This window comes from Microbacterium sp. NPDC086615 (genome assembly GCF_040686055.1).
Classification (GTDB): domain Bacteria; phylum Actinomycetota; class Actinomycetes; order Actinomycetales; family Microbacteriaceae; genus Microbacterium.
This window is the reverse complement of record NZ_JBFBJJ010000010.1, coordinates 1-24,296: the sequence shown is the minus strand read 5'-3', so window position 1 is coordinate 24,296 and position 24,296 is coordinate 1. Positions and strand designations below refer to the sequence as shown.

The following is a 24,296-nucleotide window of genomic DNA, read 5'->3' as shown; positions in this document are numbered from 1 at the left end:
AGCAGGAAGGGGCCGGATGCCACGGCATCCGACCCCTTTCCCGATCCGGCTTACTCGACCGTGACGGACTTCGCGAGGTTGCGCGGCTGGTCGACGTCGAGGCCCTTGGCCTCGGCCAGGCCCATCGCGAAGATGTGCAGCGGCACGACGGCCAGCAGCGGCTCGAAGAGGGGAGCGGCGAGCGGGATGCGAAGGACCTCGTCGGCGGCGGGGAGAACGGCCACATCGCCCTCTTCCGCGATCGCGATCACGCGAGCGCCGCGAGCGCGGATCTCCTCGATGTTCGAGACGACCTTCTTGTGCATCTCACCCGACCCACGCGGCGAGGGCACGACGACGAACACGGGCTGCCCGGGCTCGATCAGGGCGATGGGGCCGTGCTTGAGCTCGCCGGCAGCGAAGCCCTCGGCGTGGATGTACGCCAGCTCCTTGAGCTTCAGCGCACCCTCGAGCGCGATGGGGTATCCGACGTTCCGCCCGAGGAAGAGGACCGAGCGGGTGTCGGCCATCCAGTGGGCGAGCTGCTCGATGCGCGCCTGCTCGGTCTCCAGCACGCGGGCGATCTTGCCCGGCACCGCCTCGAGCTCGGTGACGGCCTCGACGGCGACCATGGGGTCGATCGCCCCGCGAACCCGACCGACGTGCAGGGCCAGCAGGTACAGCGCGGTGATCTGCGCGACGAAGGCCTTGGTGGAGGCCACGGCGACCTCGGGGCCGGCGTGCGTGTAGACGATGGCATCCGACTCGCGCGGGATGGTGGCACCCTGCGTGTTGCAGATCGACAGGGTCTTCGCGCCGCGCGAGCGCGCGTACTTCACGGCCATGAGGGTGTCCATCGTCTCGCCGGACTGGCTGATCGAGACGACGAGGGTGCGCGGGGAGAGCACCGGATCGCGGTAGCGGAACTCGTGCGCGAGCTCGACGTCGACGGGAACACGCGTCCAGGTCTCGAGCGCGTACTTGCCGACCATGCCGGCGTACGCGGCGGTGCCGCAGGCGATGACGAGGATCCGGTCGATGTCGGCGAGGAACTCGTCCATACCCTCGAGCTCGGGGATCTCGACACGGCCCTCGTGGATACGACCGCGCAGCGTGTTGGCGACGGCCTCGGGCTCTTCCGAGACCTCCTTGGCCATGAACGACGACCAGCCGCCCTTCTCTGCCGCGGACGCGTCCCAGGTGACCTCGAACGCCTCGACCTCGACGGGAGCGCCCGAGAAGTCGGTGACCTCGACGCCGTCGGGGGTGATGGCGACGATCTCGTCCTGCCCGATCGCGAGGGCGTTGCGGGTGTGCTCGACGAAGGCGGCGACGTCGGAGCCGAGGAAGTTCTCGCCCTCGCCGAGGCCAATGACGAGCGGCGAGTTGCGCCGGGCGCCGACGACGAGACCCGGGTGGTCCTCGTGCATCGCGAGGAGCGTGTACGCCCCCTCGAGGCGCGACACGACGGAGCGGAACGCCTGTACCAGGTCCTTGGTCCGGGCGTACTCCCGGCCGATCATGACCGCGGCGACCTCGGTGTCGGTCTCGCTGCGAAACGCGAAGCCGTCGCCCACGAGCTCGCTCTTGAGCTCGGCGAAGTTCTCGATGATGCCGTTGTGGATGACGGCGAGCTTGTCATCGTCGGCCAGGTGCGGGTGCGCGTTTGCGTCCGTCGGGCCGCCGTGGGTGGCCCAGCGGGTGTGACCGATACCGGTCGTGCCATTCGGCATCGGCGAGGCTTCCAGGTCGTCGCGCAGCACGGCGAGCTTTCCCGCGCGCTTGCGCATGCCGAGGCCCCCGTCGCCGTCGATCACGGCGATGCCCGCGGAGTCGTAGCCCCGGTATTCCAGCCGCGACAGACCCGCGAGAAGGATGTCCTGGCTCTGCCGAGGACCCACGTAACCGATGATTCCGCACATAGCTTCCGAGTCTACGGGGCCGCGCCTGAACGAACTCCCGTCGGGCGGGAGGGGTCAGAGCTTGCGCAGCAGCACCGACTCGACCGTGTGGTCGGCACCCTTCTGCAGGACGAGCTTCGCGCGGTGCCGCGTGGGCAGGACGTTCTCCTCGAGGTTGGGGAGGTTGATCTCGCGCCAGAAACCGAGCGCCCGCTCGACCGCCTCTTCGTCGCTGATGTCCGCGAAGACGCGGAAGAACGATGACGGGTTCGTGAAGGCGTTGTCGCGCAGCGCCAGGAAGCGGTCGACGTACCAGCGCTCGATGTGGGCGGCATCGGCGTCGACGTAGATCGAGAAGTCGAACAGGTCGCTGACCGCGACCTCGTTCGGCGAGGGCGGCGGCTGCAGCACGTTGAGCCCCTCCACGATGACGACGTCCGGGCGGTGCACGGTGACGTGCGCATCGGGCATGATGTCGTACCGCACGTGGGAGTAGAACGGAGCGCGCGCCTCCTCGGCCCCCGACTTCACCTCGCTGAGGAACTCGACGAGAGCTCGCCGATCGTAAGACTCCGGGAATCCCTTCCGATCCATGAGGCCCCGCCGCTCGAGCTCGGCGTTCGGGTAGAGGAAGCCGTCCGTGGTCACCAACTCGACCCGCGGGGTGTCGGGCCAGCGACTCATCAGCTCGCGCAGCAGGCGCGCGATGGTGGACTTGCCCACCGCCACGGATCCGGCGACCCCGATGACGAACGGGGTCGTGGCATCCGGTTCTCCCAGGAAGGCGCTCGTGTCGGCCCCCAGCCGCCGCGTGGCGCGCGCGTAGAGGCTCAGCAGGCGACTCAGCGGCAGATAGACCTCGGCGACCTCACGCTGGTCGAGCCGGTCGCCGATGCCGCGCAACTGCACGACCTCGGTCTCGGTGAGCGGCTGTTCGATCCCCCCGGCCATGCGGGCCCACTCGGCTCGATCGATCTGTCGATAGGGGCTCAGCGACGGTGCGGCGGCGGTCTCGGACACGCGGCAATGCTACTCGCGGGCCGATCGGTGCCTTCCCACTACGCTCGGACCGTGCGTCTCGGAGTCCTCGACATCGGCTCGAACACGGTCCACCTGCTCGTCGCCAACGCGCGCGCCGGGGGCCGTCCCACAGCCACCACGTCCCATCGCTCGGTACTGCGCCTCATGCGCTACCTGCAGCCCGACGGGTCGATCTCGCCCGAGGGCGTGAAGGGGCTGGTGGATGCCGTCGCCGCGGCGCGCGCGACGGCTGAGGCCGAGGGCGTCGACGAACTCCTCGCGACGGCGACGTCGGCGGTCCGCGAGGCGACCAACGGCGATGCCGTGATCGCGCGGATCGAGGAAGCCCTCGGCCAGCCGCTGCAGGTGCTCGGCGGCGAGACCGAGGCGCGCTTCACCTATCTCGCGGTGCGGCGCTGGTTCGGGTGGTCGGCGGGACAGATCCTGCTGTTCGACATCGGCGGCGGATCGCTCGAGATCGCCGGCGGTGCCGACGAGCTGCCCGATCTCGCGGAGTCGGTCCCGCTCGGCGCGGGACGCTCGACCGTGCAGTTCCTCCCCCACGATCCGCCCAGCGCCGACGAGATCGACGCGCTGCGCCAGCACGCCATGTCGGTCTTGGCACCGGTGGCCGAACGTTTCGCCGCGCTCCCCCGACCCGACCACGTGGTGGGGTCGTCGAAGGCGATCCGCTCTCTCGCGAAGCTCGCGGGGTACCCGGTGCCGGGCTGGTCGGGGATCGACCGCATGGTCCTGCCCCGCCGGCAGCTGAAGGACTGGATCCCGCGTCTCGCGCAGATTCCCGCCGACGCGCGCGAGGCACTGCCCGGCATCACCGCGGATCGGACGTTCCAGATCGTCGCCGCCGCGATCGTGGTTGAGCGCGCGATGAAGGCCATGGACGTCGAAGAGCTCGAGGTCTCACCCTGGGCTCTGCGCGAGGGCGTGCTGCTGCGCTACATCGAGTCGCTGGAGTACTGAACGACGAAGGCTCAGCGACTCCGATGAATCGAGGTCCCTGAGCCTGTCGAAGGGACCGGACGCGCGCGGAGGTTCTCGAACTCGTCGAGGGGACGAGCGCCTACAGCGCGAGGCGCTCCCGCACGACGTCGGCGAGCCGGTCGGCGTGGGCCCGAGCGACATCCTCCGACGCCGCCTCCACCATCACGCGGACCAGCGGTTCGGTCCCCGAGGCGCGCAGCAGCACGCGCCCGGAGTCGCCGAGCTCGGCCGTCGACGCGGCGACCGCCGCTTGCACGCCCTCATCGCCGACACCGTCGCGGTCGACACCGCGGACGTTCACGAGCACCTGCGGGTACACCGTCATCAGCGACGCCAGTTCGGCGAGGGTCTTCCCCTGCCGCGCCATCTCGGCGACGACGTGCAGACCCGTCAGCAGTCCGTCGCCGGTCGTGGCGAAGTCGCTCATGATGACGTGCCCCGACTGCTCGCCGCCGAGGGAGTATCCGCCCTCGTTCATGGCCTCGAGCACGTAGCGGTCTCCGACGCCGGTCTGGAGGACCCGGATGCCATGGGCCTCCATCGCCCGGTGGAGACCGAGGTTGCTCATGACGGTTGCGACGAGCGTGTCGTCGACGAGCGTCCCACGCTCCTTCATCGCGACCGCGAGGATCGCCATGATCTGGTCGCCGTCGACGACGTTGCCCTGCGCGTCCACGGCGAGGCAGCGGTCGGCGTCCCCGTCGTGGGCGATGCCGACGTCGGCGCCGAGGCGCACGACGGTCTCGGCGAGCACGTCGAGGTGCGTCGAGCCGACGCCGTCGTTGATGTTCAGTCCGTCGGGGTCGGCGCCGATCACGGTGACCGTCGCGCCGGCGTCCTTGAACGTCTCGGGAGAGACACCGGCGGCTGCTCCGTGCGCGCAGTCGAGGACGACATGGATGCCGTCGAGCGGGTGCGGCAGCGAGCCCAGCAGGTGCAGCACATACCTGTCCTCGGCATCCGCGAAGCGACGGATACGGCCGACACCGGCGCCCGTGGGCTGCAGACGCTCCCCCTCGAGAGCGCGCTCGATGCGCTGCTCGACGATGTCGGGGAGCTTGGTGCCGCCACGGGCGAAGATCTTGATCCCGTTGTCGGGAGCGGGGTTGTGCGAGGCCGAGACCATCACGCCGAAGTCGGCGTCACGGTCGGCGATGAGGAACGCGGTAGCGGGGGTCGGGATGACGCCGGCGTCGAGGACGTCGACACCGGAGGAAGCCAGCCCTGCGGAGACCGCGGCTGCGAGGAACTCCCCCGAGACGCGAGGATCGCGCGCGACGACGGCCGTGAGGCGACGCCCCTCGGCCTTGCGCGCCTCCGCAGAACGGCCCTGGCCCAGGACGACGGCAGTCGCCTGGGCCAGGTGCAACGCGAGCTCGGCGGTGAGGAGGCCGTTGGCCAGCCCCCGCACCCCGTCCGTGCCAAAAAGAGGCATACGGAGTTTCGAACTCAGCGCTTGGAGTACTGAGGCGCCTTGCGGGCCTTCTTGAGACCGGCCTTCTTGCGCTCCTTGACGCGAGCGTCGCGCGAGAGGAAGCCGGCCTTCTTCAGGGTCGGGCGGTTGTTCTCGGCGTCGATCTCGTTGAGCGCACGGGCGATACCCAGGCGCAGTGCGCCGGCCTGGCCCGAGGGGCCGCCGCCGGAGATGCGCGCGATCACGTCGTACGAGCCCGCGAGCTCGAGCACCGTGAACGGGTCGTTGATCAGCTGCTGGTGCAGCTTGTTCGGGAAGTAGTCCTCGATCGTGCGGCCGTTGACCGTGATCGTGCCCGAGCCGGGAACCAGGCGCACGCGGGCGATGGCCTGCTTGCGGCGGCCGACGGCTGCGCCGGGGACCGAGAGCACGGGGCGCTCGGCGGCGACGACGGACTGCTCGGCCGGCGTCTCGGTGCTGTAGTTGCTGGAGTCGATGTTCGACACTGTTTCGTCCTTATCCGGCGGCGCTTACTGGGCGACCTGGTCGAAGGTGTATGCCGTGGGCTGCTGGGCACCGTGGGGGTGCTCCGCGCCGCGGTAGACCTTGAGCTTCTTGAGCTGCGCCGCGCCGAGGCTGTTCTTGGGCAGCATGCCGCGGATGGCCTTCTCGACCGCGCGGACAGGGTTCTTCTCGAGGAGTTCGTCGTAGGTGACGGACTTCAGACCGCCCGGGTAGCCCGAGTGGCGGTACGCCTTCTTGTTCTGGAGCTTCTGACCCGTGAGCGCCACCTTCTCGGCGTTGATCACGATGACGAAGTCGCCGGAGTCGATGTGGTTGGCGAAGGTCGGCTTGTGCTTGCCGCGGAGGAGGACCGCCGCGTGCGAGGCCAGGCGGCCGAGAACGACGTCGGTGGCGTCGATAACGACCCACTCGCGCGTGACCTCAGCGGCCTTGGGGGTGAAAGTGCGCGTCACAGTAGTGCTGCTTTCTTGATCGAACGGAGGAGTTCGTGAATCCCGCTCCGGTGGTCCGTTCCCGTGTCGAAGACCGGGGAACAGGGCCGGTGGAGGGCTCACGTTCGGGCAACCTGCTCGCAGAGAGGCAGGCACCAAAGATCAAGACTACGACATTCGGATGCCGAGACCAAACGCGGGCGATCCGTCACCCCCAGAGGGTCCCGACGGCGACGAGGACGATCCCGGTGGCGTTGAACACGATGTGCGTGGCGACCGCCCCCCACAGCCTGCCGGTACCGAGCACGAGCACGGCCGTGACGACCCCGACCAGCGCGAGAGCCCACACATCCGGAACGGACAGCGTCGCCGCGAGAAGGTGCGCGGAGACGAACAGCGCCGCGGATATCGCCGTCGCCGCGATCCCTCCGGCGACGCGCCCCGCCCACCGGCGGACAATCGTGTAGGCACACACGAGCACGACACCGCGGAAGAGGAGTTCTTCGAGCACGGGGGCGACGACGACAGCGGAGATCGCGTCGACGACGAAACCGTCGGGGAGGGCCCCATCGACGCTGGGGGTCGACGGCCACGGCAGCGGTCCGCTCTCGGCTTGCGCCAGGGCTCCCTGGACGAATCGCAGGGTGACCCCGAGGACCGCCCCGTACAGGACGTCGACGGCGCGGAAGGCGAGAAGACCGCGAGGGCGAGAGCGGCTCCACGCCCAGACCACGGGGACAGCGAGGCTGACCCAGATGACCGCCTGCGAGACGATCGCAGAGCTCAAAGCGGGCAGGACGGGTGCGAGAGCCCGCGCGACCAGGGCACCCGCACCCGCGGCGGCCGTCGCCCACCCCAGCAGCTCCAGCCCCCACGGCGCCGTCGTCGCCCCGCCCTCACGCCAGGCGCGGTGGGGACGACGACGTCGTCGTCGCATCGGGGCGCCGTCGAGGGATTCGGCATCGCGGGCGCTCATGATCGCCACCGTAGAGGCGTGATTCCGCGGCATCCCGGGAACGTCCGACACCGCCGGGGCGTCTCGCGTCGTGCCCGCCCACCGCGTCACCCGATGAAGGTGAGGGATTCACCTGCGCGGCCGGGCGCGCATCCGGCCGCGCAGGAGATCAGCGCTGCAGGAAGCCGATGAGCACGCGGTTGAACTCGTCGACGTGGCTGACATTGACGCCGTGCGGAGCACCGGCGACGACGTGCAGCTCGCTGCCCGCGATCGCGGCGTGCGTGCGCGCACCCGACCCTTCGAAGGGAACCGTCGCGTCACTGTCGCCGTGGATGACGAGCGTCGGGACGGTGACGTTAGGCAGGTCCTCGCGGAAGTCGGTTGTCGCGAACGCCTCCATCGCCTTCAGCGCCGCATGGTGGTCGGCCTGGTTCGCGAGCCGCTCCGCCTCGGCGCGGTCCGCCTCGGAGACGACGAGCGTGCCGTCGACCGAGAAGAAGTCGGTCGTGAACTGGTGGTAGAACGCCTTCTCGTCGTCCTTCAGGCCCTGCTTCATGCCGTCGGCGGTCTCGTCGTCGAGCGGACCCTCGGGGTTGTCGTCGGTCTTCGCGAGATACGGCGGCACCGCCGCGGCGAAGACGACGCTGCGCACGCGGTCGGCGCCGTGCCGCGTGAGGTAGCGGGCGACCTCGCCACCTCCCATCGAGAAACCGACGAGAGTCGCGTCGCGCAGATCCAGGGCGGTCAGAACCGCTTCGAGGTCGTCTGCGAACGTGTCGTAGTCGTATCCCGTGCGGGGCTTGTCGCTGCGACCGAAGCCGCGGCGGTCGTAGGTGACGACGCGGTAGCCGGCCTCCTCGAGCGCCGGAACCTGGTGGGCCCAGGACTCCCCCGAGAGGGGCCAGCCGTGGATGAGGACGACGGGACGACCCGTGCCGCCGGTGTCGTCGACGTGGAGGTCGATGTCGGTCAAGAGTCCGTGGTGTGCAGTGATCTCGCTCATGCCGACCATCGTTCGACTCGAATCTGGACGGACGGGGACGGTTGACGTCATGCCGACGAGTTGATACCTCCGCGCATGAACACGAACGTCGTCCCGAGCGCAACGCCGGGCGTGCGCGGCGAGCCTGTCACTAGCCTCCCGGCATGACTTCTCTTCGTCTCCCGTTCGCGATCCTCACGGCCGCGCCTCTCGCCCTGGCACTGACGGGCTGCGCCCCCTCCACGACGGGCGCGGGCACCTCGGAGACGGTCGTCGCGGCCGTCGTGCGCGCGGAGTCGGACAGCGGCGGGCGCGCCGTCGATCTCGAGCGCGAGGACGACGGCTCGTGGGAGGTCCGCGTGGCCATGAGCGGGCGAGCCGAGGATCTGCGGATCAGCGCGGACGGAGGGCAGGTGCTCTCGCGGGGCGAGGCGGACACCCTCGACGCCGAGGATCGCGCCGCGCTCGAGAGCGCGGGGACGACGATGGCGGATGCCGTGCGGACCGCCGTCGCGGCCCACGGCGACGGCAGCGTCGAAGAGGTCGGGATCGAACGCGCCGAGGGCGGCTCGGTATGGCGGGTGTCCTTCGACACGGGTGCGGACGTCACCATCTCGCTCGCGGACGGGAGCGTCGTGCCGTCCGCCCCGTGACGAGTAGGTTAAGTTGTGCACAATTAAATTGTGTGCAACCCTTATCGCATGCCCGCTGTCGATGCCCTCGTCTGCTTCGCGCTTTACGCCGCGAACCGCACGACGACCCAGGCCTACCGCGCTCTGCTCGAGCCCTGGAACCTCACGTATCCGCAGTACATCGCGCTCGTGACCCTCTGGAACGACGGCGACCAGACCGTGAGCAGCCTGGGCGACGCGCTCCAGCTCGACTCGGGAACACTGTCGCCGATGCTCGCGCGCCTGCAGACCGCCGGGTACGTGACGCGAACGCGCGACGGCCGCGACGAGCGCGTGGTCACCGTCTCCCTCACCCCGAGAGGTCACGAGCTGCGCACCGAACTCGCGCACGTGCCGCGGTGCATCGCGCAGGGCTCGGGACTCCCCGACGCCGACAGCGCTCGAGACCTCATCGATGCACTGCACCAGCTGACGGCCGCGATGCGCGACCTGCGCGACCACCCGGATGACGCCGTCGCCGCCGAACGCGCGACGCGCGACGCCTCCTGAACCGCCCGACACCCCGTCCCCAGAAAGGAACACACTCATGGACGTTCTCTACACCGCAGAAGCGCTGTCCACCGGTCAGGGCCGCCTCGGCCACGTCTCGGCCGGCGAGTACATCGACCTCGAGGTCGCACCGCCCAAGGAGCTCGGCGGATCCGGCCAGGGCACCAACCCCGAGCAGCTCTTCGCCGCGGGTTACGCGGCCTGCTTCCACAGCGCGCTGCACTCCGTCGCGCGCGCACAGAAGGTCACGATCGAGGACTCCTCGGTCGGCGGCCGCGTGCAGATCGGGCCCAACGGCCAGGGCGGCTACCAGCTCGCCGTGCTCCTCGAGGTCGTTCTGCCCGGCATCGAGCACGAACTCGCTCAGCAGCTCGCCGACGCGGCACACCAGGTGTGCCCGTACTCCAACGCCACGCGCGGCAATATCGACGTCACCGTCACCGTCTCGGACGACTGATGACCACGGGCGGGGGCGCTCGTCACCAACGCCCCCGCCCTTCGCGTCGCCCGGCGGGCGTCGTAGGGTGTGAGTCGTGATCCGGGTCGTAGTCGTCGATGATGAAGCCCTCGTACGCTCCGGTTTCGAGTTGATCCTGGGCGCTGCGCCCGACATCCGGGTCGTCGCGGCCGTAGACGGAGACGTCGCCGTCGACACCATCCGCCGCGAACGCCCGGACGTCGTCCTCCTCGACATCCGAATGCCGGAACGCAGCGGCCTCGACATCCTGGGCGACCTGCGACACGACGCCCACCGCCCGGTCATCGGCATCCTGACGACCTTCGACACGGACGAGTACATCGCTCGCGCACTGTACGACGGTGCGGCGGGGTTCCTCGTCAAAGACACCGCGCCGGAGAACCTCGCGGCCATGGTGCGCACACTCGCCGCCGGCGGAGTGGTGCTGTCACCGCAGGTCTCGCGCACCCTGGTCGACGGCTACACCGGCGCACCCGACCACGACGCCGTGCGGCGGATCGCCCTCCTGACGGATCGCGAGCGCGACGTCCTGGCCTGCCTCCCCACGGGTGAATCCAACGCCGAGATCGGCCGAAGACTGCACCTCAGCGGCGCGACCGTGAAGGACCATGTCAGCGCGATCCTGTCGAAGCTGTCCGTGTCGACGCGGCTCGAAGCGGCTCTCATCTCGGAGCGGGCACGCCCCCGTCGGCGCCGCGCATGACGCGCTTCGTCCCGCGGGCCGTCGAACGACTCAGCGGAACGCGCGGCTTCGCCGTCGTCGTCGACCTCACGCTCGCCGCGGCGGCCTTCATCGACGTCGCCGTCTCGATTCCCTCGTGGTCGACGATCGAGACCGCTCTCGCTCTCGTCGCGGTGGCGGGGCTCCTCGTGCGCCGCCGCCTGCCCTGGGTGTCGTTCGCACTCGTGCTTCCCGGCCTCGTCGTGGATTCCATGACGATCGCCGCCCCGATCGCGCTGTACTCGGTCGCGGTGCGGACCCGTCGCATCCCTCTCCTGGTCGCTGCGGGAGCGGTGACCTTCGGCTGCTTCCTCCTGCCCGACTGGCAGCTGCCCGAGATGGACTTCCTCGCGCCCGCCTTGCTCTACGCCCTGATGTACGCCGCGACGCCCATCGCCCTCGGCGCCCTCGTCCGCACGCACCGCGAACTCTCCGACCGTGTCGCAGAGTTGTCGCTCGCGCGCGAGGCGGGGCGCGAGAGAGAGAGGGAGGACGTCCTCCGGCGCGAGCGCGTCCGCATCTCACGCGAGATGCACGACGTCGTCTCTCATCAGGTCAGCCTCGTCGCCGTCCAGGCCGGGGCCCTCCAGGTCTCGTCTCCCGATCCCGAGTCGCGACGGATCGCCGGGGTCATCCGCTCCCTCGCGGTCCGGACGCTCGATGAGCTCCGCCAGATGGTGGGGGTCCTGCGCGCCGACGGAGCGCGCACCGATTCCGCCGAACCGCAGCCCACGGTCGACGACCTCCCCCGACTCGTGCGCGAGAGCGGCCTCGAGGCGGAGCTGGACATCTCTCTCCCCGCCGATCTCGCTCCTCCCCTCCAACGCGCGGTCTACCGCACCGTCCAGGAAGGCCTGACGAACGCCCGCAAGCACGCGCCCGGAGCGCGCGTCCAGGTCACCGCGACCGCGGACACCGCCGCGATCGACGTCGTCATCGAGAACGACGCCGCGACCGAGCACGGTATCCACCTCCCCTCGAGCGGGACGGGCCTGCTCGGTCTTCGCGAGCGCGCCGAGCTGCTCGGCGGCCACCTCGACGCCGCGGCGCGCAGCGGCGGAGGCTATCGACTGCGCGTCACGATCCCCCGGCGTGACAGCGAGCACTGACACCGCTGCCGCCGCCGACCACGGCCGGGGGCCCTCAGCTCACGCGGAGCTCGGACTCGCCCTTCGGGTACGAGCGGCGCAACCACGCCCCGAACCCCGGCTGCGAGAGGCATGCCGAGGCATCGGCGCAGGTCACGACGGGGTCGTCCGCGGCGTACGTCTCGTAGATCCGCACCTTCGTGTCGAGCACCGCGCCGTCGACGTTGGCGGGCTCGTCCTGCGAGGGGTACCCGATGTAATAGGACATCGCCTCCGGTCCGATGCCCGCCTGCGGCGCGAGGGCTCGCACGAGCGAACCCACCGCCGAGTGATCGGGGTGATCGCCGCGCGCGAAAGCGCTCTCGTGAGGGATGTTTGTGGTCACGTGGGTCGGCTGCGCCGCAGCCAGGAGCTCGACGATCGTCGCCGATAGGCGCGCGCGGTCGTAGACGGTCGAGCCGTCCACCGATGTCAGCGTCGCCGCGGAACCGTTGATGAGCCGCGTCAGGCACACGTTGCCCGTCGCGACGAAGCCCTCGGCATCCAGACCTCCATCCGGCAGCCGCATCATCGTGAGTGAGAGGCGCGGCTCGTCCGAGGGGGTGAACCGCATGACCTGTGCGCCCGAAAGCAGCGTGAGCTTCTCCTCCTGCCACGGCGCGGTGCTGCCGCGCATCTCGTCGTACGCGGCGCGGATACCGGCCTCCCGCTGTTCCGCGTACTCGAGGCCCTTGCCCGCGTCACCCGCTGTGACGAACACGGCACGAACGGTACGCCCCGAGGCGATCTCCTCCGACAGCGCCGGGTTGGCGAAGATGATGTCGTCGTCCGCGTGGGCCCAGATCGCCATCGCGGTGTCGGTGCCGGCAGCCTGCGCGGCCGGAGAGGGCGGCAACGGGGAGGGGAGGGATGCCGGCAGGATCGGCGCGAGCGAGACCCAGGTGCCGACAGGGCCGGAACTCCGTCGGACGTTGCGGTAGACCAGCGCACCCGCCCCGAGTCCGACGACCGCGATCCCACCGATGAGCAGTCCGCGCCGGGTCAACCGGGCGCGGCGCGCGCGATCGACAGCGGAATCGTCGGGTGCCGTGTCGGGCGAGGGATCGTCGTCAGTGCGCACGGCGGTTCCGTCCTCTTCTCCTGCACCGCGCCGGTCGGGCCGCGTGACCCCCGGTTCGGTTCTTCGTCTTCCGTCTCGACGCTATCGCGGCGACCCCGGGTATCCCTGTCAGCGCCCGAGAGTTCCCCCACTCGGCGGGGTTGAGCACCTACGGCGACTCATCCGGTCCATCGACAACGCTCAGCCGAAACCGAGGGAGCGCGGCCACACTCGCCCCATGCAGACGTCCTCACCGCCGCGGTCGCTGTCGCCGGCTGCTCTGCGCGTACGCGCCGTCCTCTGGGAGTGGGACCCGATCGGGGTCCGCGACATCGGCGACGGGTGGCCCGACGACGAGTACGACGACCTCATCGTGCCGATCCTCGAGGCCCTGGCATCCGAGCCCACCGCCGAAGAGCTCGCGGCCGACCTGCGTTCGGTGGTCGAGATCGACTACGGCCTGCCCACGCCGGACGGATGCCACGAGGTCGCGGTGTCTCTGCTCCGCATCCGGGACTGAGCCGTACCGGCCGACTCAGGGCATCTGCAGTTCGGCCTCGGTCTTGGGATAGGACCGCCGGAGCCACTCGCCGAACTTGCGCGTCTTGAGGCACCCATCGCGGTCGGCGCACCGGATGACGTCGTCCTGTTGGCTATAGACCCGGTAGATCTCCACCTTGGCGTCGAGGGCCGCCCCCTCGATGTTGCGGGGCAGGTTTTCCGACGGGTAGCCGACGAAGTAGCGCAGCCCCGGGCCGGCATCCGCGATCGGTCCGATCGCGTCGCGCACGAGTGTGCCGACGACCGAGTGGTCAGGATGATCGCCGGGCGCGAACGCGCTCCCCCGCGGAATGTGGGTCAGCGTCTGGGAGGGGTGGAACGCCTCGGCGAGCTCCGCGAGACTCGCGGTGAGCTGAGCGCTGCTCAGCGCGGGGCCGCCGTCGATGGGAGCGAGCGAGGCGATCGACCCGTCAAGCAGTTTGCTCAGCGTCGCGTACCCGGTCGCCGCGAACCCTCCGTCGGTGATGTTGCCGTCGGGAAGACGGACGAAGAGGACGGACACACGGGGGTCCCCCTGCGGCGTCAGACGATCGACGCGCATTCCCGCGTCCAGGGTGATCTCGGTCTCGTCCCAGAGCCCCTCTTCTCCTCGCATCACGTTGTAGGCGCGCAGGATGCCGAGCTCTCGCGATCGGGTGTAATCCATGCCACGGCCGGCGTCGCCCGCGGTGACGAAGACCGTGCGGACGCAGTCGCCCGCCGCGATCGCCTCGGAGATCGTCGGGTTGGCGAAGATGATGTCGTCATCCGGGTGCGCCCAGATCGTGAGAAGGGTGTCCTCACCGACACAGGGCTGGGCGACCGGCGACGTCGGGGTCGGGGTCGGGGTAGGGGGCGGGGTCGGAGTCGGGGTCGGAGAATCAGTCGGGCGCGGCGACTCGGCCCGAGAGGAGGGCGTCGAGACCGCCGCGGGGGCGGGAGATGCGAAGCGATCGAGCACGATCGGCACGGCGATGGCGGCCGCCGCGACGGCGACGACCGCGGCGACCGCGACGAGGAGGGCGGCGCGGCGGCGTCTTCTCGCGCGAGCGGAGCGCGTTCGCGTGCGCGTCATCGATGGTCCTTTCGGCCGCGGCGCATCGGTCGAGGGCCGGCGATCATCCGTCGCCCGAGTGTAACGACACCGCTTCCCGGCGCCGCGGGACGCCTCCCGCACGGGCGGAAAGTGACCGGATCGCGCGTGTCCCCGAAACATCGCATTCACCCGAGGGTGATTCACTGGGTGAGATCCGCCTGTTATCGTTCAGCGGGGAGAAAGTGAATTTTCAGGCACCCTGGGGGAAAGGCCTAAGCACTGTGACGTCTGACCTGAGAGTCGACGCGACATCGGCGTCGCAGGACAGCTACGGCGGCATCGCCGACGCCGATGAGCAGATCCCTGTTGCCCCGGCGCCGACGACCGTGGCCGCACACCCGCGAGATCGCTGGCGCCTGCGCTATCGCCGCAATCTCTTCCTCACCGACCTCGCCGCGCTGGTCTGGGTCGTCTACGGAACCCAGCTGATCTGGTTCGGTACCGGCAACGTCGCCGTCGCCGCCAACAAGGACGGTCGCATCACCGACCTGTCGTACTGGATCTTCTCCGCGATCCTGATCGTCGCCTGGATGTGGGCGTTGTCGTTCGTCGACTCGCGCAGCGACCGCGTCATCGGCACCGGCTCCCAGGAATACGTGCGGATCATCGACTCGAGCTTCCGTGTGTTCGGCGCCGTCGCGATCCTCGCCTTCCTGACGCAGATCGACGTCGCTCGCGGTTACCTGCTCATCTCGCTCCCCGCCGGGATCGCCGTCCTCATCTTCACGCGGTGGCTCTGGCGCCAGTGGCTCATCGTGCAGCGGTCGCAGGGCAAGTACTCCGCCAACGTGCTCCTGGTCGGATCGTTGACGTCCGTCACCCAGCTGGCGCGCGAGTTCGCGCGCACCCCGAGTGCCGGTTACCGCGTCGTCGGGGCGTGCGTGCCCAACGGGAAGATCGCCGACGTGATCCCCGGGACGACCATCCCCGTCATGGGTCACGTCGGTGACATCGGACGGGCTCTGTCCGTCACGGGCGCCGATACCGTCGCCGTCACGAGCGCCGACGAGCTCCCCGCCGACAAGGTGAAGCAGATCTCGTGGAGTCTGGAAGCCGGGCGTCAGCACCTCGTGCTGGCCCCCAGCATCATCGACATCGCCGGTCCGCGCCTGCACACCCGACCGGTCGCGGGTCTCCCCCTCATCCACGTGGAGACCCCGCGCTTCTCGCGCGGGCAGGTGTTCCTCAAGCGGACCGTCGACCTGGTCGCGAGCGTGACGGGCGTCATCCTGCTCAGCCCGGTCCTCGCCTTCCTCGCCATTGCCGTGCGCCTCTCCAGCACAGGGCCGGTGTTCTTCCGCCAGACGCGCGTCGGGTATCACGGCAACGAGTTCACGATGATCAAGTTCCGCTCGATGGTCGTCAACGCCGAGGACCTTCTGCACGATCTCGCCGCGCAACAACGCGACTCCGGCAACGAGGTCCTGTTCAAGATGAAGAACGACCCCCGCGTGACGCCGATCGGCCGGGTGATGCGCAAGTTCAGCCTCGATGAGCTGCCCCAGCTGTTCAACGTGATCGGCGGCTCGATGTCGCTGGTGGGCCCCCGACCGCCGCTGCCGTCCGAGGTGGCCCAGTACGCGGACCACGTACACCGTCGCTTCCTTGCGAAGCCCGGGATCACCGGGCTCTGGCAGGTCAGCGGCCGCTCGTCGCTCTCCTGGGAAGAGTCCGTCCGTCTCGACCTGTCGTACGTTGAGAACTGGACGCTCCTCGGCGACTTCGTCATTCTCGGCAAGACCGCTCGCGCCGCCCTGGCGCCGGGCGATACCGCCGCGTGAAATCCCCGCGTGTCCGCGGGTCCGCGACAGGATGCCTCCGCGTCGCGTCGACAAGAATCTGAAAGGCTTTCATCGTGCGTTTGTCTGTAGTGGGGTGCGGTTACCTGGGTGCGGTGCACGCGGCGGCGATGGCATCCATCGGCCATGAGGTCGTGGGCATCGATGTCGACGAGCGCAAGATCGCCGCGCTGAGCAAGGGCGAGGCGCCCTTCTTCGAGCCCGGGCTGCAAGAGATCCTGACCGAAGGCATCGCGTCGGGCCGACTCTCCTTCACGACGGACATGTCCGCCGCGCAGGGGGCCAAGGTGCACTTCATCGGCGTGGGCACTCCGCAGCAGGCGGGTGGGTACGCGGCCGACCTCACCTACGTGAACGCCGCGGTCGACGGACTGCTTCCCTACCTGTCCGAGGGCGATCTCGTGGCCGGAAAGTCGACCGTGCCGGTCGGCACCGCTGCGACGCTCGCCCCGCGGGTGACCGAGACGGGCGCGACCCTGGTGTGGAACCCGGAGTTCCTCCGGGAGGGATGGGCCGTTCAGGACACGATCGACCCCGACCGCCTGGTGGCCGGCGTCCCGTTCTCAGAGGGCGTCGCGACCGCGGAGGGCGAGCGAGCCGCGCAGATCCTCCGCGAGGTCTATCACCCCTCGATCGCGAAGGGCACGCCGTTCATCGTCACGGACTACGCCACCGCCGAGCTCGTGAAGGTCTCCGCCAACGCCTTCCTGGCGACGAAGATCAGCTTCATCAACGCCATCGCCGAGATCGCCGAGGTGACCGGTGCCGACGTGACGACCCTTGCCGACGCGATCGGGCACGACGCCCGTATTGGCCGCCGCTTCCTCGGGGCCGGCATCGGTTTCGGTGGCGGCTGCCTGCCGAAGGACATCCGTGCTTTCTCGGCGCGCGCCGAAGAACTCGGCCGCGGCGAGTCCGTCGCCTTCCTGCGCGAGATCGACGCCATCAACCTGCGTCGACGCGACCGTGCGGTCGAACTGACGAGCGAGGCACTGGGCGGCTCGGTCTACCAGAAGAAGGTCACCGTGCTCGGCGCCGCGTTCAAGCCGCACAGCGACGACATCCGGGACTCCCCCGCCCTCGACGTCGCGGTTCGCCTGCACGGTCTGGGCGCCGATGTCACTCTGACCGACCCCGCGGCCATCGAGAACGCGCAGCGCATCCACCCGCAGCTGACCTACGTGCACGACCGCGACGCGGCACTTCAGGACGCGGATGCCGTCATCGTCGTCACCGAATGGGACGAGTACCGTCACCAGCTCGATCCGGCGCACGCGGCCACGCTCACGCGGGGACACATCGTGATCGACGGTCGCAACTGCCTCGACGCGTCCGCCTGGCGGGCTGCGGGCTGGACGTACCACGGCATGGGTCGCCCCTGATCTCAGCGCTCCCGTCGAACGCCTCGGCCTCGGCCGGGGCGTTCGGCGTCTCCTCGGGGCTCCTGTCGCGGGCCACGGACGAATCCTGTGGACAACACTCCTCCCCCTGCATGCGCATGTAAGAATGCATACCCGCCACAAAGGACACGCATGCTCCCGACACTTCGCCTCTCCGTTCCGTCGGCGTCGTCAGACGACGACAGCGACCGGGGATTCGCTCCTCGATGCCCGTCCTGCCTCACGGCCATGGTCGAGACCTGTTCCGGTCGCCTCGCGCACTGGTCCTGCGCGCACTGCGGACATATCCGCATCTCGTGATGCTGCCGCTACGCTGACCCCGTGGTCGTCAGCCTCCTCATCTCCGTCGCCGCCGTCGTCTCGGCGGTGCTCGTGGGGTTCGTCGCCCGCCGCATCCTCGGAACCGCCGTCGGGTGGCCGCGAAGCATCGTCGTCGGGCTGCTCGTCTTCTTCGTCGGCGTCCCCTTCGCGGAATGGACCCTCCGGCAGACGGGCACATCTCCGGACGCCTCGGGAAACGTCGGTCTGTGGCTCGCCCTGATCGCCCTCGCCATCGCCTGGGCCTTCGCGATCGGCGTGGCGGCACTGGTGGCGAGCGAAGCGATCTTCCCCACACGTCCCCTTCCCAACCCCGTCGATCTCGTCCGGGCCGCACTGCGGCAACGCAAGCGCACGCGGCGCTATCTCGAGATCCTGGCGATCGCTTCCCGACACGGCGTGGGCTGGCTGTTCCACGGCGGTCACGCACGAGTGGAACAGGAGCTGAGCACCGCGGAGGAGCGCGCCAACGCGATCGTCGCGACCATCAACGACGCCGGCGTCAGCTTCGTCAAGCTCGGTCAGGTGCTCTCGACTCGCCGCGACCTCATCCCCGAGCCGTACCTCAGCGCACTGTCGACCCTGCAGACCAAGGCGACGACCCTGCCCTGGGAGACGGTGCGCGAGGTGATCGAGACCGACCTCGGCACCTCGATCGACGAGGTCTACGCCGAAGTCGATCGTGCGCCGCTCGCGGCCGCCTCGGTGGCTCAGGTCCACCGAGCACGGCTGCTCGACGGGACGGAAGTGGTGGTGAAAGTGCAACGTCCCGCCGCGCGTGCGCAGGTGGAAGCGGATGCCGACATCATCGGGAGACTCGCGCATCGCGCCGAGGTCCGCACGCGGGTGGGGAAAGACCTTCACATCGCGTCGGTCGCGCGGGGCTTCACCGCGACGCTCCTGGAGGAGCTCGACTATCGCATCGAGGCGCGCAACACCGACATGATCCGTTCCACCCTCGAGCGCATCGACAAGGCGGAGCCCGATCGCCGGGGTCTCGTCTCGGTGCCACGGGTCTTTCCCGACGCGAGCGGGCCGCGGGTTCTGACGATGGACCTGGTCGACGGCGCCGCGTTGAGTGATTCCGCCGAGGCTCTCGCGACGCTGGGACCGGAGCAACGGGATCGGCTCGCCCAGGTGCTCATGTCCACGGTCATCGAGCAGATCCTCGTGTACGGCGTGTTCCACGCCGACCTCCACCCGGGCAACGTCCTCCTGAAGGGCGACGGCACCCTCGGACTCATCGACTTCGGCGCGGTGGGGATCATCGAACGCAGCCGACGCGAGCACATGACGGCCCTGCTCCTGGCCGCGCTGAGCGAGAACGACGTGGCGGCGACCGATGCTCTGCTCCTCATCGTCGACGCCCCCGACGACGTCGATCTCGAAGCATTCCGGCACGACGTGGGAATCGTGCTCACAACCGAACACCTGCGAACGGGCGGCCAGGGGTCGATCTTCACGCGCATGGTCGACGTCATCCGTCAGCATCGCATCGCCCTGCCCGGCGAACTCGCGTCGGCCTTTCGCAGCTTCGCGACCCTCGAGGGGTGCCTGCGCGTGATCGTCGATGACTTCGACATGGTGGGGCGCGCGTTGCCGCTGATGCCGACGCTGCTGCGGCGAACCCTGTCCGTGACGCGACTGGCGACGGACCTCCAAGCTGCGACCGTGATCTCGATGGCGCGCATCCAGCGCATGCCTCGGCGCCTCGAGGCTCTCCTCACGGGAATCGAGAAGGGCTCGATCGGCGTCACCCTCCGCTCCGAGGAGGGGAAGGATGCCGGCGGCATCCTGAACCGGGTCACGGCCGAGGCCGCATCGACTCTGGTTTCCATCGCGGCGGTGGTGATCGCCGTCGTCCTCATCATTTCCGGCGGAGGTCCGGTCCTCGGCGGATCCGTGACCCTCTTCGCGGTCCTCGGCGCCGTGATCGGGTTGTTCGGCTTCCTCGGGCTGCTCCGCATCGTGCGACGGACATTCGGCGGGCGCGGCTGAAGAATCGACGATCTTTCGTCGCGCCGATGCGCCCACAGGACACCGGGCGCCGCTACTGTGAGCAGCAGTCACCTCGTCGTTGCACCACCCGGACTCCAAAGGAGAAGTCCCATGGTCGTCACATTCCTGGTCGCCCTGCTCGCGTGGATCGTCATCTCACTCGGCGCCGGCATCGGCCTCGGCCGCATGATGGCGCGCGCCGAGACGGAGGACGGCCGCGTGCCGCCCCTGGCCGGTCGAACGGCCGGCACCACCGCCGCGCGACTCTGATCTCACCCGCTCCCTCCACGAAGGAGGGGCTCGGGCTTCGGGCCTACCGTGAGGCATGCCCATTGCCCGTGCGGTCGCTCGTCGCCGCCGAACAGCCATGACGACCGCGGCAGCCTACCTCATCGCCCTGGCGACGATCGTGTTCTGGCCCGAGCATGTGGATGCCTGGGCGGCCAGGTGGTATCCCGAACTGATCTGATCCGCGCCGTCCCTCTTCCCATTCGGAGTGGATGCCACGCTCAACGTGATTCTATTCCTCCCGTTCGGCGGCCTCTTGAACAGCGTTCTCCCACGGCGCCCTCTCAGCGCGATCGGACTCGCTTGGGTGACGTCGTTGCTCATCGAGATCGCGCAAGGGCTCTTCCTGCCCGGCCGCACGTCCAGCGCCATCGATGTAGCGGCCAACACCCTCGGCGCGGCTCTGGGGTACGCAGCAACGGCGCTCGTCAGGTGGCAGCGGCGAGAACGTTCGAAACGCCGACTGACGACGACGGCGACCGCCGATTCCGCCGACACAACGAGCGCGAGCCCCGCGGCGTGACGCTCCGTCGATCCGCCGGCGCTCAGCCGGGGGTACGGGTCGATTCTCGATACTCTCTGCGTGTCAGCGGCCGAACGGGGCCATGGCCTGTCCCGCCCGAGCCGAGCAGATCAGACGCGGCCTCGGCGATCGCATCAACGGCACTCGTGGCGCTTCTCTCGAAGTCGGCCCACACCGCGGGTCCCTGTCCGATCGGGTCGACGATGTCGTCTTCGCTTCGATCGACGTGACGCTCCACGGCGCGAACGCGGGCGACGGCGGAGAGCAGCGCCGGCCATGTGGCCGGAGCGTCCGTCGAGCGTGCCGCGCCGACGAGTCGCGCGAACTCGCGAACGGTGAAGACCGTCGCCATCAGGTCGGGCCGCATTCCCAGGACCACCCGCCGGTGTGTGCGCTCCGCACACAGCACCGTGGTTCCCGGGCGGAGCATCTGCTCATTCAAGAGCCGCGTGCGATGCTCCTCGAGCGAAAAGCCCTTCGCCAGCGCGAGGCTGCGTGCGCCCGCCTCAGCGCGGAGACCCGATCGGGCCGCGGTTCCCGCGCTCTCGAGGTCGACCCTGCCGGACCCCTTCTCCGCGAGCCGCTGACGTAGGAGGTTCTCGATGAACGGCGACCGGATCGCATTCGCCGTGCAGACGACGATCACGTGCGGCGCGAGCAAGGAACGTGGCGAGGACATCGAGGGTCTCCTTCCGCGTGGCGCCTCCACGCTCCCCCAGTCAAACGCAGGTTGCTCACGGCGGACCGCCACCGCCGTCCTCCCCACGAAGGACGAATTCTGGGGTGAAATCAGTGCGGCGTGACGCGTGACCATCCCGTCGTCGACCGCTTCGCGCGCGCATCGTCGAAGCGCGACAGCGGCGCCCTTCCCGACGCCACGCGACTGCCCTGTGCCCCCTCACCCCGCGTCATTCCGAAGCGCCGCGGCGATATCGCGATCCTCACGCAGAAGCCTGCCGAGAACACGCGCCGCCGCGGCGTCGATCGCAACGGTGCGTCCGGCTCCGAATTCGAGGGCGACCCACGTTTCGCGGTCGTCGGGGCCGCGGACGAGGCCCACTTCGATGTCGGTCACCGTGCCACCGCCGACGAACCCCTCCCGAACGCGCGCCGGAAAGCCCGTACCGGCGCTTCGATGCACCTCATCGTCCGGGTGGACGGTGTGACCATGCTCTGTCGTGCACCACACGAAGGCGCACTTCTCCGATCCCGGAGAATGCGCCGCGGGGATTGAGTTCATGCCTGACACCTCTCTCGCTGAGTCGTCGCTGCGCGACGACCCGATCATCGGTGGGCACGCACAAAGTGAACCACGACCCTCCGACATCGAGGTCAACGCCCGGGCGCAACCCCTCCTGGCCGCTCGGGAATCAGCTCATCCAGAGACAGATCGAGCACTTCCGCCAGCACGACGAGCGTCCTCAGACGGGGATTGGCGGGAGTCCCCGGATTGGACTCGCCTTTCTCGAGCTTGCGGTACGTGAAGGTGGCAAGGCCCGCCGCGTGGGCGACGTGCTCTTGGGAGAGTCCGCGCGTCGCGCGGGCGCGAAGAAGTCGCTTTCCCAGTTCCTGGGCGAAGTCGTTCCACGGGTCCGGCGCATCGTTCATCTCCCCAGCTTGATCCGCAGGCTACGCGCACATGAACATGTTTACATGTTGTAGCGACCATCAGCCTCGACGGGTCGTCACGCGAGGCGCGGGTGAAGGATCCCGAGAGTCGGGTGAGCGTTCAGGGGATCAGTGTCGAGCGCCGTCGGCGGGCTGAGCAGGACGCGAGAGTTCGCGCGGTCGGCCCCGGGAATCCGTCGACACCGGCGACTTCACCCGGACTCGGGCCCGTTCGAGCCGATCGAGACCGCGCCCGGCGAATGGCACAGTTCCGAGGCCCGCCGCATTCCTCCCGACCCCGCGGCGGCCCCTTCTCGGCCCTCGGCCGCCGTCAGTGGAGCGTTCATGAACTTCGCCGTCTCAACCGTGACTTCACCACCTCCCGCGTCACCCTCGCTCCCACGGCGTGCTCCGGGAACGTCGTGGGAGCGCCGGTACGCCACGATCCTCGTCCTCGTCGACACGGCCGTCGTGCTGGCCGCGGTCTTCGGGGCACAGCTGCTCTGGCTCGGACCTCATCCGATCGAGGTCAGCGCACTACCCGTGAGCTACACGGCCGTTTCCGTTCTCCTCTCCGCAGCGTGGCTCATCGCACTCGCGCTGAGCGGGAGCAGGCATCGTCGGGTTGTCGGACACGGCATCGCCGAGCATCGACTGATCATCGGGGCGTCGCTACAGCTGTTCGGCCTGATCGCGATCGGGGTCTACTTGGGAGGTATTGACCTGTCGCGCGGGTACTTCCTCCTCAGCCTGCCGGTCGGGACGGCCGTCCTGGTCGGTATGCGAACGGCCTGCCGGTCATGGCTCGTACGCCGGCGACGACACGGCGCGATGACGACGCGAGTGATTCTGGTGGGCGGGCAGCAGGAGAACTCCCGCGTCGCCGCCGAACTCCGACGTCGACCGGAGGTCGGGTTCGTCGTCGTCGGCGTTCACACCCTCACCGACGACGCGACCGACGGCGGGTGGGACGGGGATCAGTCACGCCTCCTGCGCGAACGGCTCCAGGATCTCGACGCCGACAGCGTCCTGATCACCGGCAGCGCACATCTCGAACCGCAGGACATCCGTCGGATCGGGTGGGGCCTGGAGCCGGGACGCGAGCACCTCATCGTCGCCCTCAATCTGGTCGACGTGGCAGGACCGCGCATCCACACGCGACCGATCGCCGGTCTTCCTCTCGTACACATCGAGACACCTCAGTACTCCGTCGCGCAACGAGTCCTGAAACGCGCGTTCGACATCGTCGGCTCGGCGACGTTGATCCTGCTCCTCTCACCCGTCCTGCTCACCGTGGCCGCCCTCGTGCGGATGTCGGGCCCCGGGCGCGTCCTCTTCCGCCAGCAGCGGGTCGGCCAAGGCGGAGCGCACTTCGGAATGCTCAAGTTCCGCTCGATGGTCGACGGTGCCGACGCGCGCCTGCGTGAGCTGCTGATCGAACAGGGAAGAGACGGGACGCCCCTGTTCAAAGTCGAGAACGACCCGCGCGTGACACCGATCGGACGGTGGCTGCGTAAGTACTCCCTCGACGAACTGCCCCAGTTGTTCAACGTCCTCCGCGGTCACATGAGCCTGGTCGGGCCCCGCCCGCAGCGCGATGCGGAAGTCGCGTTCTACGACGACGACGCTCGCCGGCGCCTCATCGTCCGACCGGGGATGAGCGGACTGTGGCAAGTGAGCGGTCGGTCGGCACTCGCGTGGGACGACGCCATCCGACTCGATTTGTTCTACGTCGAGAACTGGTCGCTCGTCGGCGACATCGTCATCCTGGCGCGAACCTTCAAGGCGGTGGTCGCTCCGGGGGCGACGGCGCACTGACGAGAGCATGAAGGGGGCGCCGATCCGATATCGGATCGGCGCCCCCCCGAAAACCCGGGGCGAGTAGAACAGCCGCGCCCGCGCCGCTAAGCCCCACCCCCCGCCGGGGATCGGGATAGCGGAGGGGAG

The 24,296-nt window shown here is 69.3% G+C and carries 25 protein-coding genes; 13 read left to right on the top strand and 12 right to left on the bottom strand.

Translation table 11 applies throughout. From position 1 onward, the window contains the following. Positions 1-50: 50 nt before the first annotated feature. Both glmS and coaA read right to left on the bottom strand, forming a co-directional pair. The gene (gene glmS, locus AB0O24_RS11255; RefSeq protein WP_275796169.1) at positions 51-1,901 is read right to left on the bottom strand and encodes a glutamine--fructose-6-phosphate transaminase (isomerizing); all 1,851 of its coding nucleotides are present in this window, start codon (positions 1,899-1,901) and stop codon (positions 51-53) included. Between the two features lie 54 nt (positions 1,902-1,955). Then, positions 1,956-2,900: a type I pantothenate kinase gene (gene coaA, locus AB0O24_RS11250; protein WP_058597865.1), complete on the bottom strand. Its 945-nt coding sequence runs from the start codon at positions 2,898-2,900 to the stop codon at positions 1,956-1,958. A 51-nt stretch (positions 2,901-2,951) separates the two neighbouring features. Here coaA and AB0O24_RS11245 point away from each other — a divergent pair, with 51 nt between their 5' ends. Continuing rightward, on the top strand, positions 2,952-3,881 hold the full coding sequence (locus AB0O24_RS11245; protein ID WP_363374901.1) for a Ppx/GppA family phosphatase: 930 nt from the start codon (positions 2,952-2,954) through the stop codon (positions 3,879-3,881). A gap of 100 nt (positions 3,882-3,981) precedes the next feature. Here AB0O24_RS11245 and glmM read toward each other — a convergent pair whose 3' ends face one another. The 5 genes from glmM to AB0O24_RS11220 form a co-directional block, all read right to left on the bottom strand. Further along, the gene (glmM, locus tag AB0O24_RS11240; protein WP_307382689.1) at positions 3,982-5,337 is read right to left on the bottom strand and encodes a phosphoglucosamine mutase; all 1,356 of its coding nucleotides are present in this window, start codon (positions 5,335-5,337) and stop codon (positions 3,982-3,984) included. Positions 5,338-5,351: 14 nt separating this feature from the next. Then, positions 5,352-5,822, bottom strand: a complete 471-nt coding sequence (gene rpsI / locus AB0O24_RS11235) for a 30S ribosomal protein S9 (protein WP_058597862.1) — start codon at positions 5,820-5,822, stop codon at positions 5,352-5,354. A gap of 24 nt (positions 5,823-5,846) precedes the next feature. Beyond that, a complete protein-coding gene (gene rplM, locus AB0O24_RS11230; protein WP_058597861.1) occupies positions 5,847-6,293 on the bottom strand; it encodes a 50S ribosomal protein L13 in 447 nt (148 codons plus the stop codon). 187 nt (positions 6,294-6,480) lie between these two features. Next, positions 6,481-7,248, bottom strand: coding sequence for a type II CAAX endopeptidase family protein (locus tag AB0O24_RS11225; protein WP_363374898.1), 768 nt, complete (start codon positions 7,246-7,248; stop codon positions 6,481-6,483). 148 nt (positions 7,249-7,396) lie between these two features. Continuing rightward, positions 7,397-8,233 (bottom strand): alpha/beta hydrolase, encoded by an 837-nt coding sequence (locus AB0O24_RS11220; protein WP_363374895.1) that lies wholly within the window; start codon positions 8,231-8,233, stop codon positions 7,397-7,399. A gap of 143 nt (positions 8,234-8,376) precedes the next feature. Between AB0O24_RS11220 and AB0O24_RS11215 the strand changes: the two genes are divergently transcribed. From AB0O24_RS11215 to AB0O24_RS11195, 5 genes are all read left to right on the top strand, one after another. Further along, entirely contained in the window at positions 8,377-8,865 is a 489-nt protein-coding gene (locus tag AB0O24_RS11215; protein WP_363374893.1) for a hypothetical protein, read from the top strand. Positions 8,866-8,913: 48 nt separating this feature from the next. Further along, positions 8,914-9,393, top strand: coding sequence for a MarR family transcriptional regulator (locus AB0O24_RS11210; protein WP_363374890.1), 480 nt, complete (start codon positions 8,914-8,916; stop codon positions 9,391-9,393). A 37-nt stretch (positions 9,394-9,430) separates the two neighbouring features. Further along, positions 9,431-9,850: an organic hydroperoxide resistance protein gene (locus AB0O24_RS11205; RefSeq protein WP_275796187.1), complete on the top strand. Its 420-nt coding sequence runs from the start codon at positions 9,431-9,433 to the stop codon at positions 9,848-9,850. Positions 9,851-9,926: 76 nt separating this feature from the next. Beyond that, positions 9,927-10,574, top strand: coding sequence for a response regulator transcription factor (locus tag AB0O24_RS11200; RefSeq protein WP_275796189.1), 648 nt, complete (start codon positions 9,927-9,929; stop codon positions 10,572-10,574). Then, entirely contained in the window at positions 10,571-11,701 is a 1,131-nt protein-coding gene (locus AB0O24_RS11195; RefSeq protein ID WP_275796191.1) for a histidine kinase, read from the top strand. Before AB0O24_RS11200 ends, AB0O24_RS11195 begins: the two co-directional genes overlap by 4 nt. Positions 11,702-11,735: 34 nt before the next feature. On the opposite strand, the gene AB0O24_RS11190 is transcribed toward AB0O24_RS11195, so the two are convergent. Next, the gene (locus AB0O24_RS11190; protein ID WP_363374887.1) at positions 11,736-12,800 is read right to left on the bottom strand and encodes a PIG-L family deacetylase; all 1,065 of its coding nucleotides are present in this window, start codon (positions 12,798-12,800) and stop codon (positions 11,736-11,738) included. A gap of 217 nt (positions 12,801-13,017) precedes the next feature. On the opposite strand from AB0O24_RS11190, the gene AB0O24_RS11185 reads away from it, so the two are divergent. Beyond that, complete coding sequence (locus tag AB0O24_RS11185) at positions 13,018-13,299, top strand: hypothetical protein (protein ID WP_363374884.1); 282 nt, start codon at positions 13,018-13,020, stop codon at positions 13,297-13,299. A 15-nt stretch (positions 13,300-13,314) separates the two neighbouring features. On the opposite strand, the gene AB0O24_RS11180 is transcribed toward AB0O24_RS11185, so the two are convergent. Next, complete coding sequence (locus AB0O24_RS11180) at positions 13,315-14,394, bottom strand: PIG-L family deacetylase (protein WP_363374882.1); 1,080 nt, start codon at positions 14,392-14,394, stop codon at positions 13,315-13,317. Positions 14,395-14,636: 242 nt separating this feature from the next. On the opposite strand from AB0O24_RS11180, the gene AB0O24_RS11175 reads away from it, so the two are divergent. The 5 genes from AB0O24_RS11175 (at position 14,637) to AB0O24_RS11155 (ending at position 20,741) form a co-directional block, all read left to right on the top strand. Continuing rightward, positions 14,637-16,196, top strand: coding sequence for a sugar transferase (locus AB0O24_RS11175; protein ID WP_275796199.1), 1,560 nt, complete (start codon positions 14,637-14,639; stop codon positions 16,194-16,196). A gap of 74 nt (positions 16,197-16,270) precedes the next feature. Beyond that, positions 16,271-17,596, top strand: coding sequence for a UDP-glucose/GDP-mannose dehydrogenase family protein (locus AB0O24_RS11170; protein ID WP_363374878.1), 1,326 nt, complete (start codon positions 16,271-16,273; stop codon positions 17,594-17,596). A gap of 339 nt (positions 17,597-17,935) precedes the next feature. Further along, complete coding sequence (locus tag AB0O24_RS11165; protein WP_275798423.1) at positions 17,936-19,930, top strand: AarF/UbiB family protein; 1,995 nt, start codon at positions 17,936-17,938, stop codon at positions 19,928-19,930. Between the two features lie 111 nt (positions 19,931-20,041). Next, the gene (locus tag AB0O24_RS11160; RefSeq protein WP_275798425.1) at positions 20,042-20,200 is read left to right on the top strand and encodes a hypothetical protein; all 159 of its coding nucleotides are present in this window, start codon (positions 20,042-20,044) and stop codon (positions 20,198-20,200) included. A gap of 226 nt (positions 20,201-20,426) precedes the next feature. Next, a complete protein-coding gene (locus AB0O24_RS11155; protein WP_363374876.1) occupies positions 20,427-20,741 on the top strand; it encodes a VanZ family protein in 315 nt (104 codons plus the stop codon). A gap of 22 nt (positions 20,742-20,763) precedes the next feature. On the opposite strand, the gene AB0O24_RS11150 is transcribed toward AB0O24_RS11155, so the two are convergent. From AB0O24_RS11150 to AB0O24_RS11140, 3 genes are all read right to left on the bottom strand, one after another. Beyond that, a complete protein-coding gene (locus AB0O24_RS11150; protein ID WP_275798429.1) occupies positions 20,764-21,420 on the bottom strand; it encodes a hypothetical protein in 657 nt (218 codons plus the stop codon). A 219-nt stretch (positions 21,421-21,639) separates the two neighbouring features. After that, on the bottom strand, positions 21,640-21,990 hold the full coding sequence (locus AB0O24_RS11145) for a hypothetical protein (protein WP_275798431.1): 351 nt from the start codon (positions 21,988-21,990) through the stop codon (positions 21,640-21,642). 83 nt (positions 21,991-22,073) lie between these two features. Further along, positions 22,074-22,349 carry a helix-turn-helix transcriptional regulator gene (locus AB0O24_RS11140; RefSeq protein WP_275798433.1) on the bottom strand — a complete coding sequence of 92 codons (276 nt, stop codon included), beginning with the start codon at positions 22,347-22,349 and terminating at the stop codon, positions 22,074-22,076. Positions 22,350-22,694: 345 nt separating this feature from the next. Here AB0O24_RS11140 and AB0O24_RS11135 point away from each other — a divergent pair, with 345 nt between their 5' ends. Beyond that, a complete protein-coding gene (locus tag AB0O24_RS11135; protein WP_307382708.1) occupies positions 22,695-24,167 on the top strand; it encodes a sugar transferase in 1,473 nt (490 codons plus the stop codon). The last annotated feature ends 129 nt before the right edge of the window (positions 24,168-24,296 follow it).

Bases quoted from the DNA above. Each gene is read 5' to 3' on its own strand.
- AB0O24_RS11210 (WP_363374890.1), top strand. From the start codon at position 8,914: ATGCCCGCTGTCGATGCCCTCGTCTGCTTCGCGCTTTACGCCGCGAAC.
- AB0O24_RS11185 (WP_363374884.1), top strand. From the start codon at position 13,018: ATGCAGACGTCCTCACCGCCGCGGTCGCTGTCGCCGGCTGCTCTGCGC.
- AB0O24_RS11195 (WP_275796191.1), top strand. From the start codon at position 10,571: ATGACGCGCTTCGTCCCGCGGGCCGTCGAACGACTCAGCGGAACGCGC.
- AB0O24_RS11225 (WP_363374898.1), bottom strand. From the start codon at position 7,248: ATGAGCGCCCGCGATGCCGAATCCCTCGACGGCGCCCCGATGCGACGA.
- AB0O24_RS11215 (WP_363374893.1), top strand. From the start codon at position 8,377: ATGACTTCTCTTCGTCTCCCGTTCGCGATCCTCACGGCCGCGCCTCTC.
- AB0O24_RS11205 (WP_275796187.1), top strand. From the start codon at position 9,431: ATGGACGTTCTCTACACCGCAGAAGCGCTGTCCACCGGTCAGGGCCGC.
- glmS (WP_275796169.1), bottom strand. From the start codon at position 1,901: ATGTGCGGAATCATCGGTTACGTGGGTCCTCGGCAGAGCCAGGACATC.
- AB0O24_RS11135 (WP_307382708.1), top strand. From the start codon at position 22,695: ATGAACTTCGCCGTCTCAACCGTGACTTCACCACCTCCCGCGTCACCC.
- glmM (WP_307382689.1), bottom strand. From the start codon at position 5,337: ATGCCTCTTTTTGGCACGGACGGGGTGCGGGGGCTGGCCAACGGCCTC.
- AB0O24_RS11220 (WP_363374895.1), bottom strand. From the start codon at position 8,233: ATGAGCGAGATCACTGCACACCACGGACTCTTGACCGACATCGACCTC.
- AB0O24_RS11160 (WP_275798425.1), top strand. From the start codon at position 20,042: ATGGTCGTCACATTCCTGGTCGCCCTGCTCGCGTGGATCGTCATCTCA.
- AB0O24_RS11180 (WP_363374882.1), bottom strand. From the start codon at position 14,394: ATGACGCGCACGCGAACGCGCTCCGCTCGCGCGAGAAGACGCCGCCGC.
- AB0O24_RS11140 (WP_275798433.1), bottom strand. From the start codon at position 22,349: ATGAACGATGCGCCGGACCCGTGGAACGACTTCGCCCAGGAACTGGGA.
- AB0O24_RS11150 (WP_275798429.1), bottom strand. From the start codon at position 21,420: ATGTCCTCGCCACGTTCCTTGCTCGCGCCGCACGTGATCGTCGTCTGC.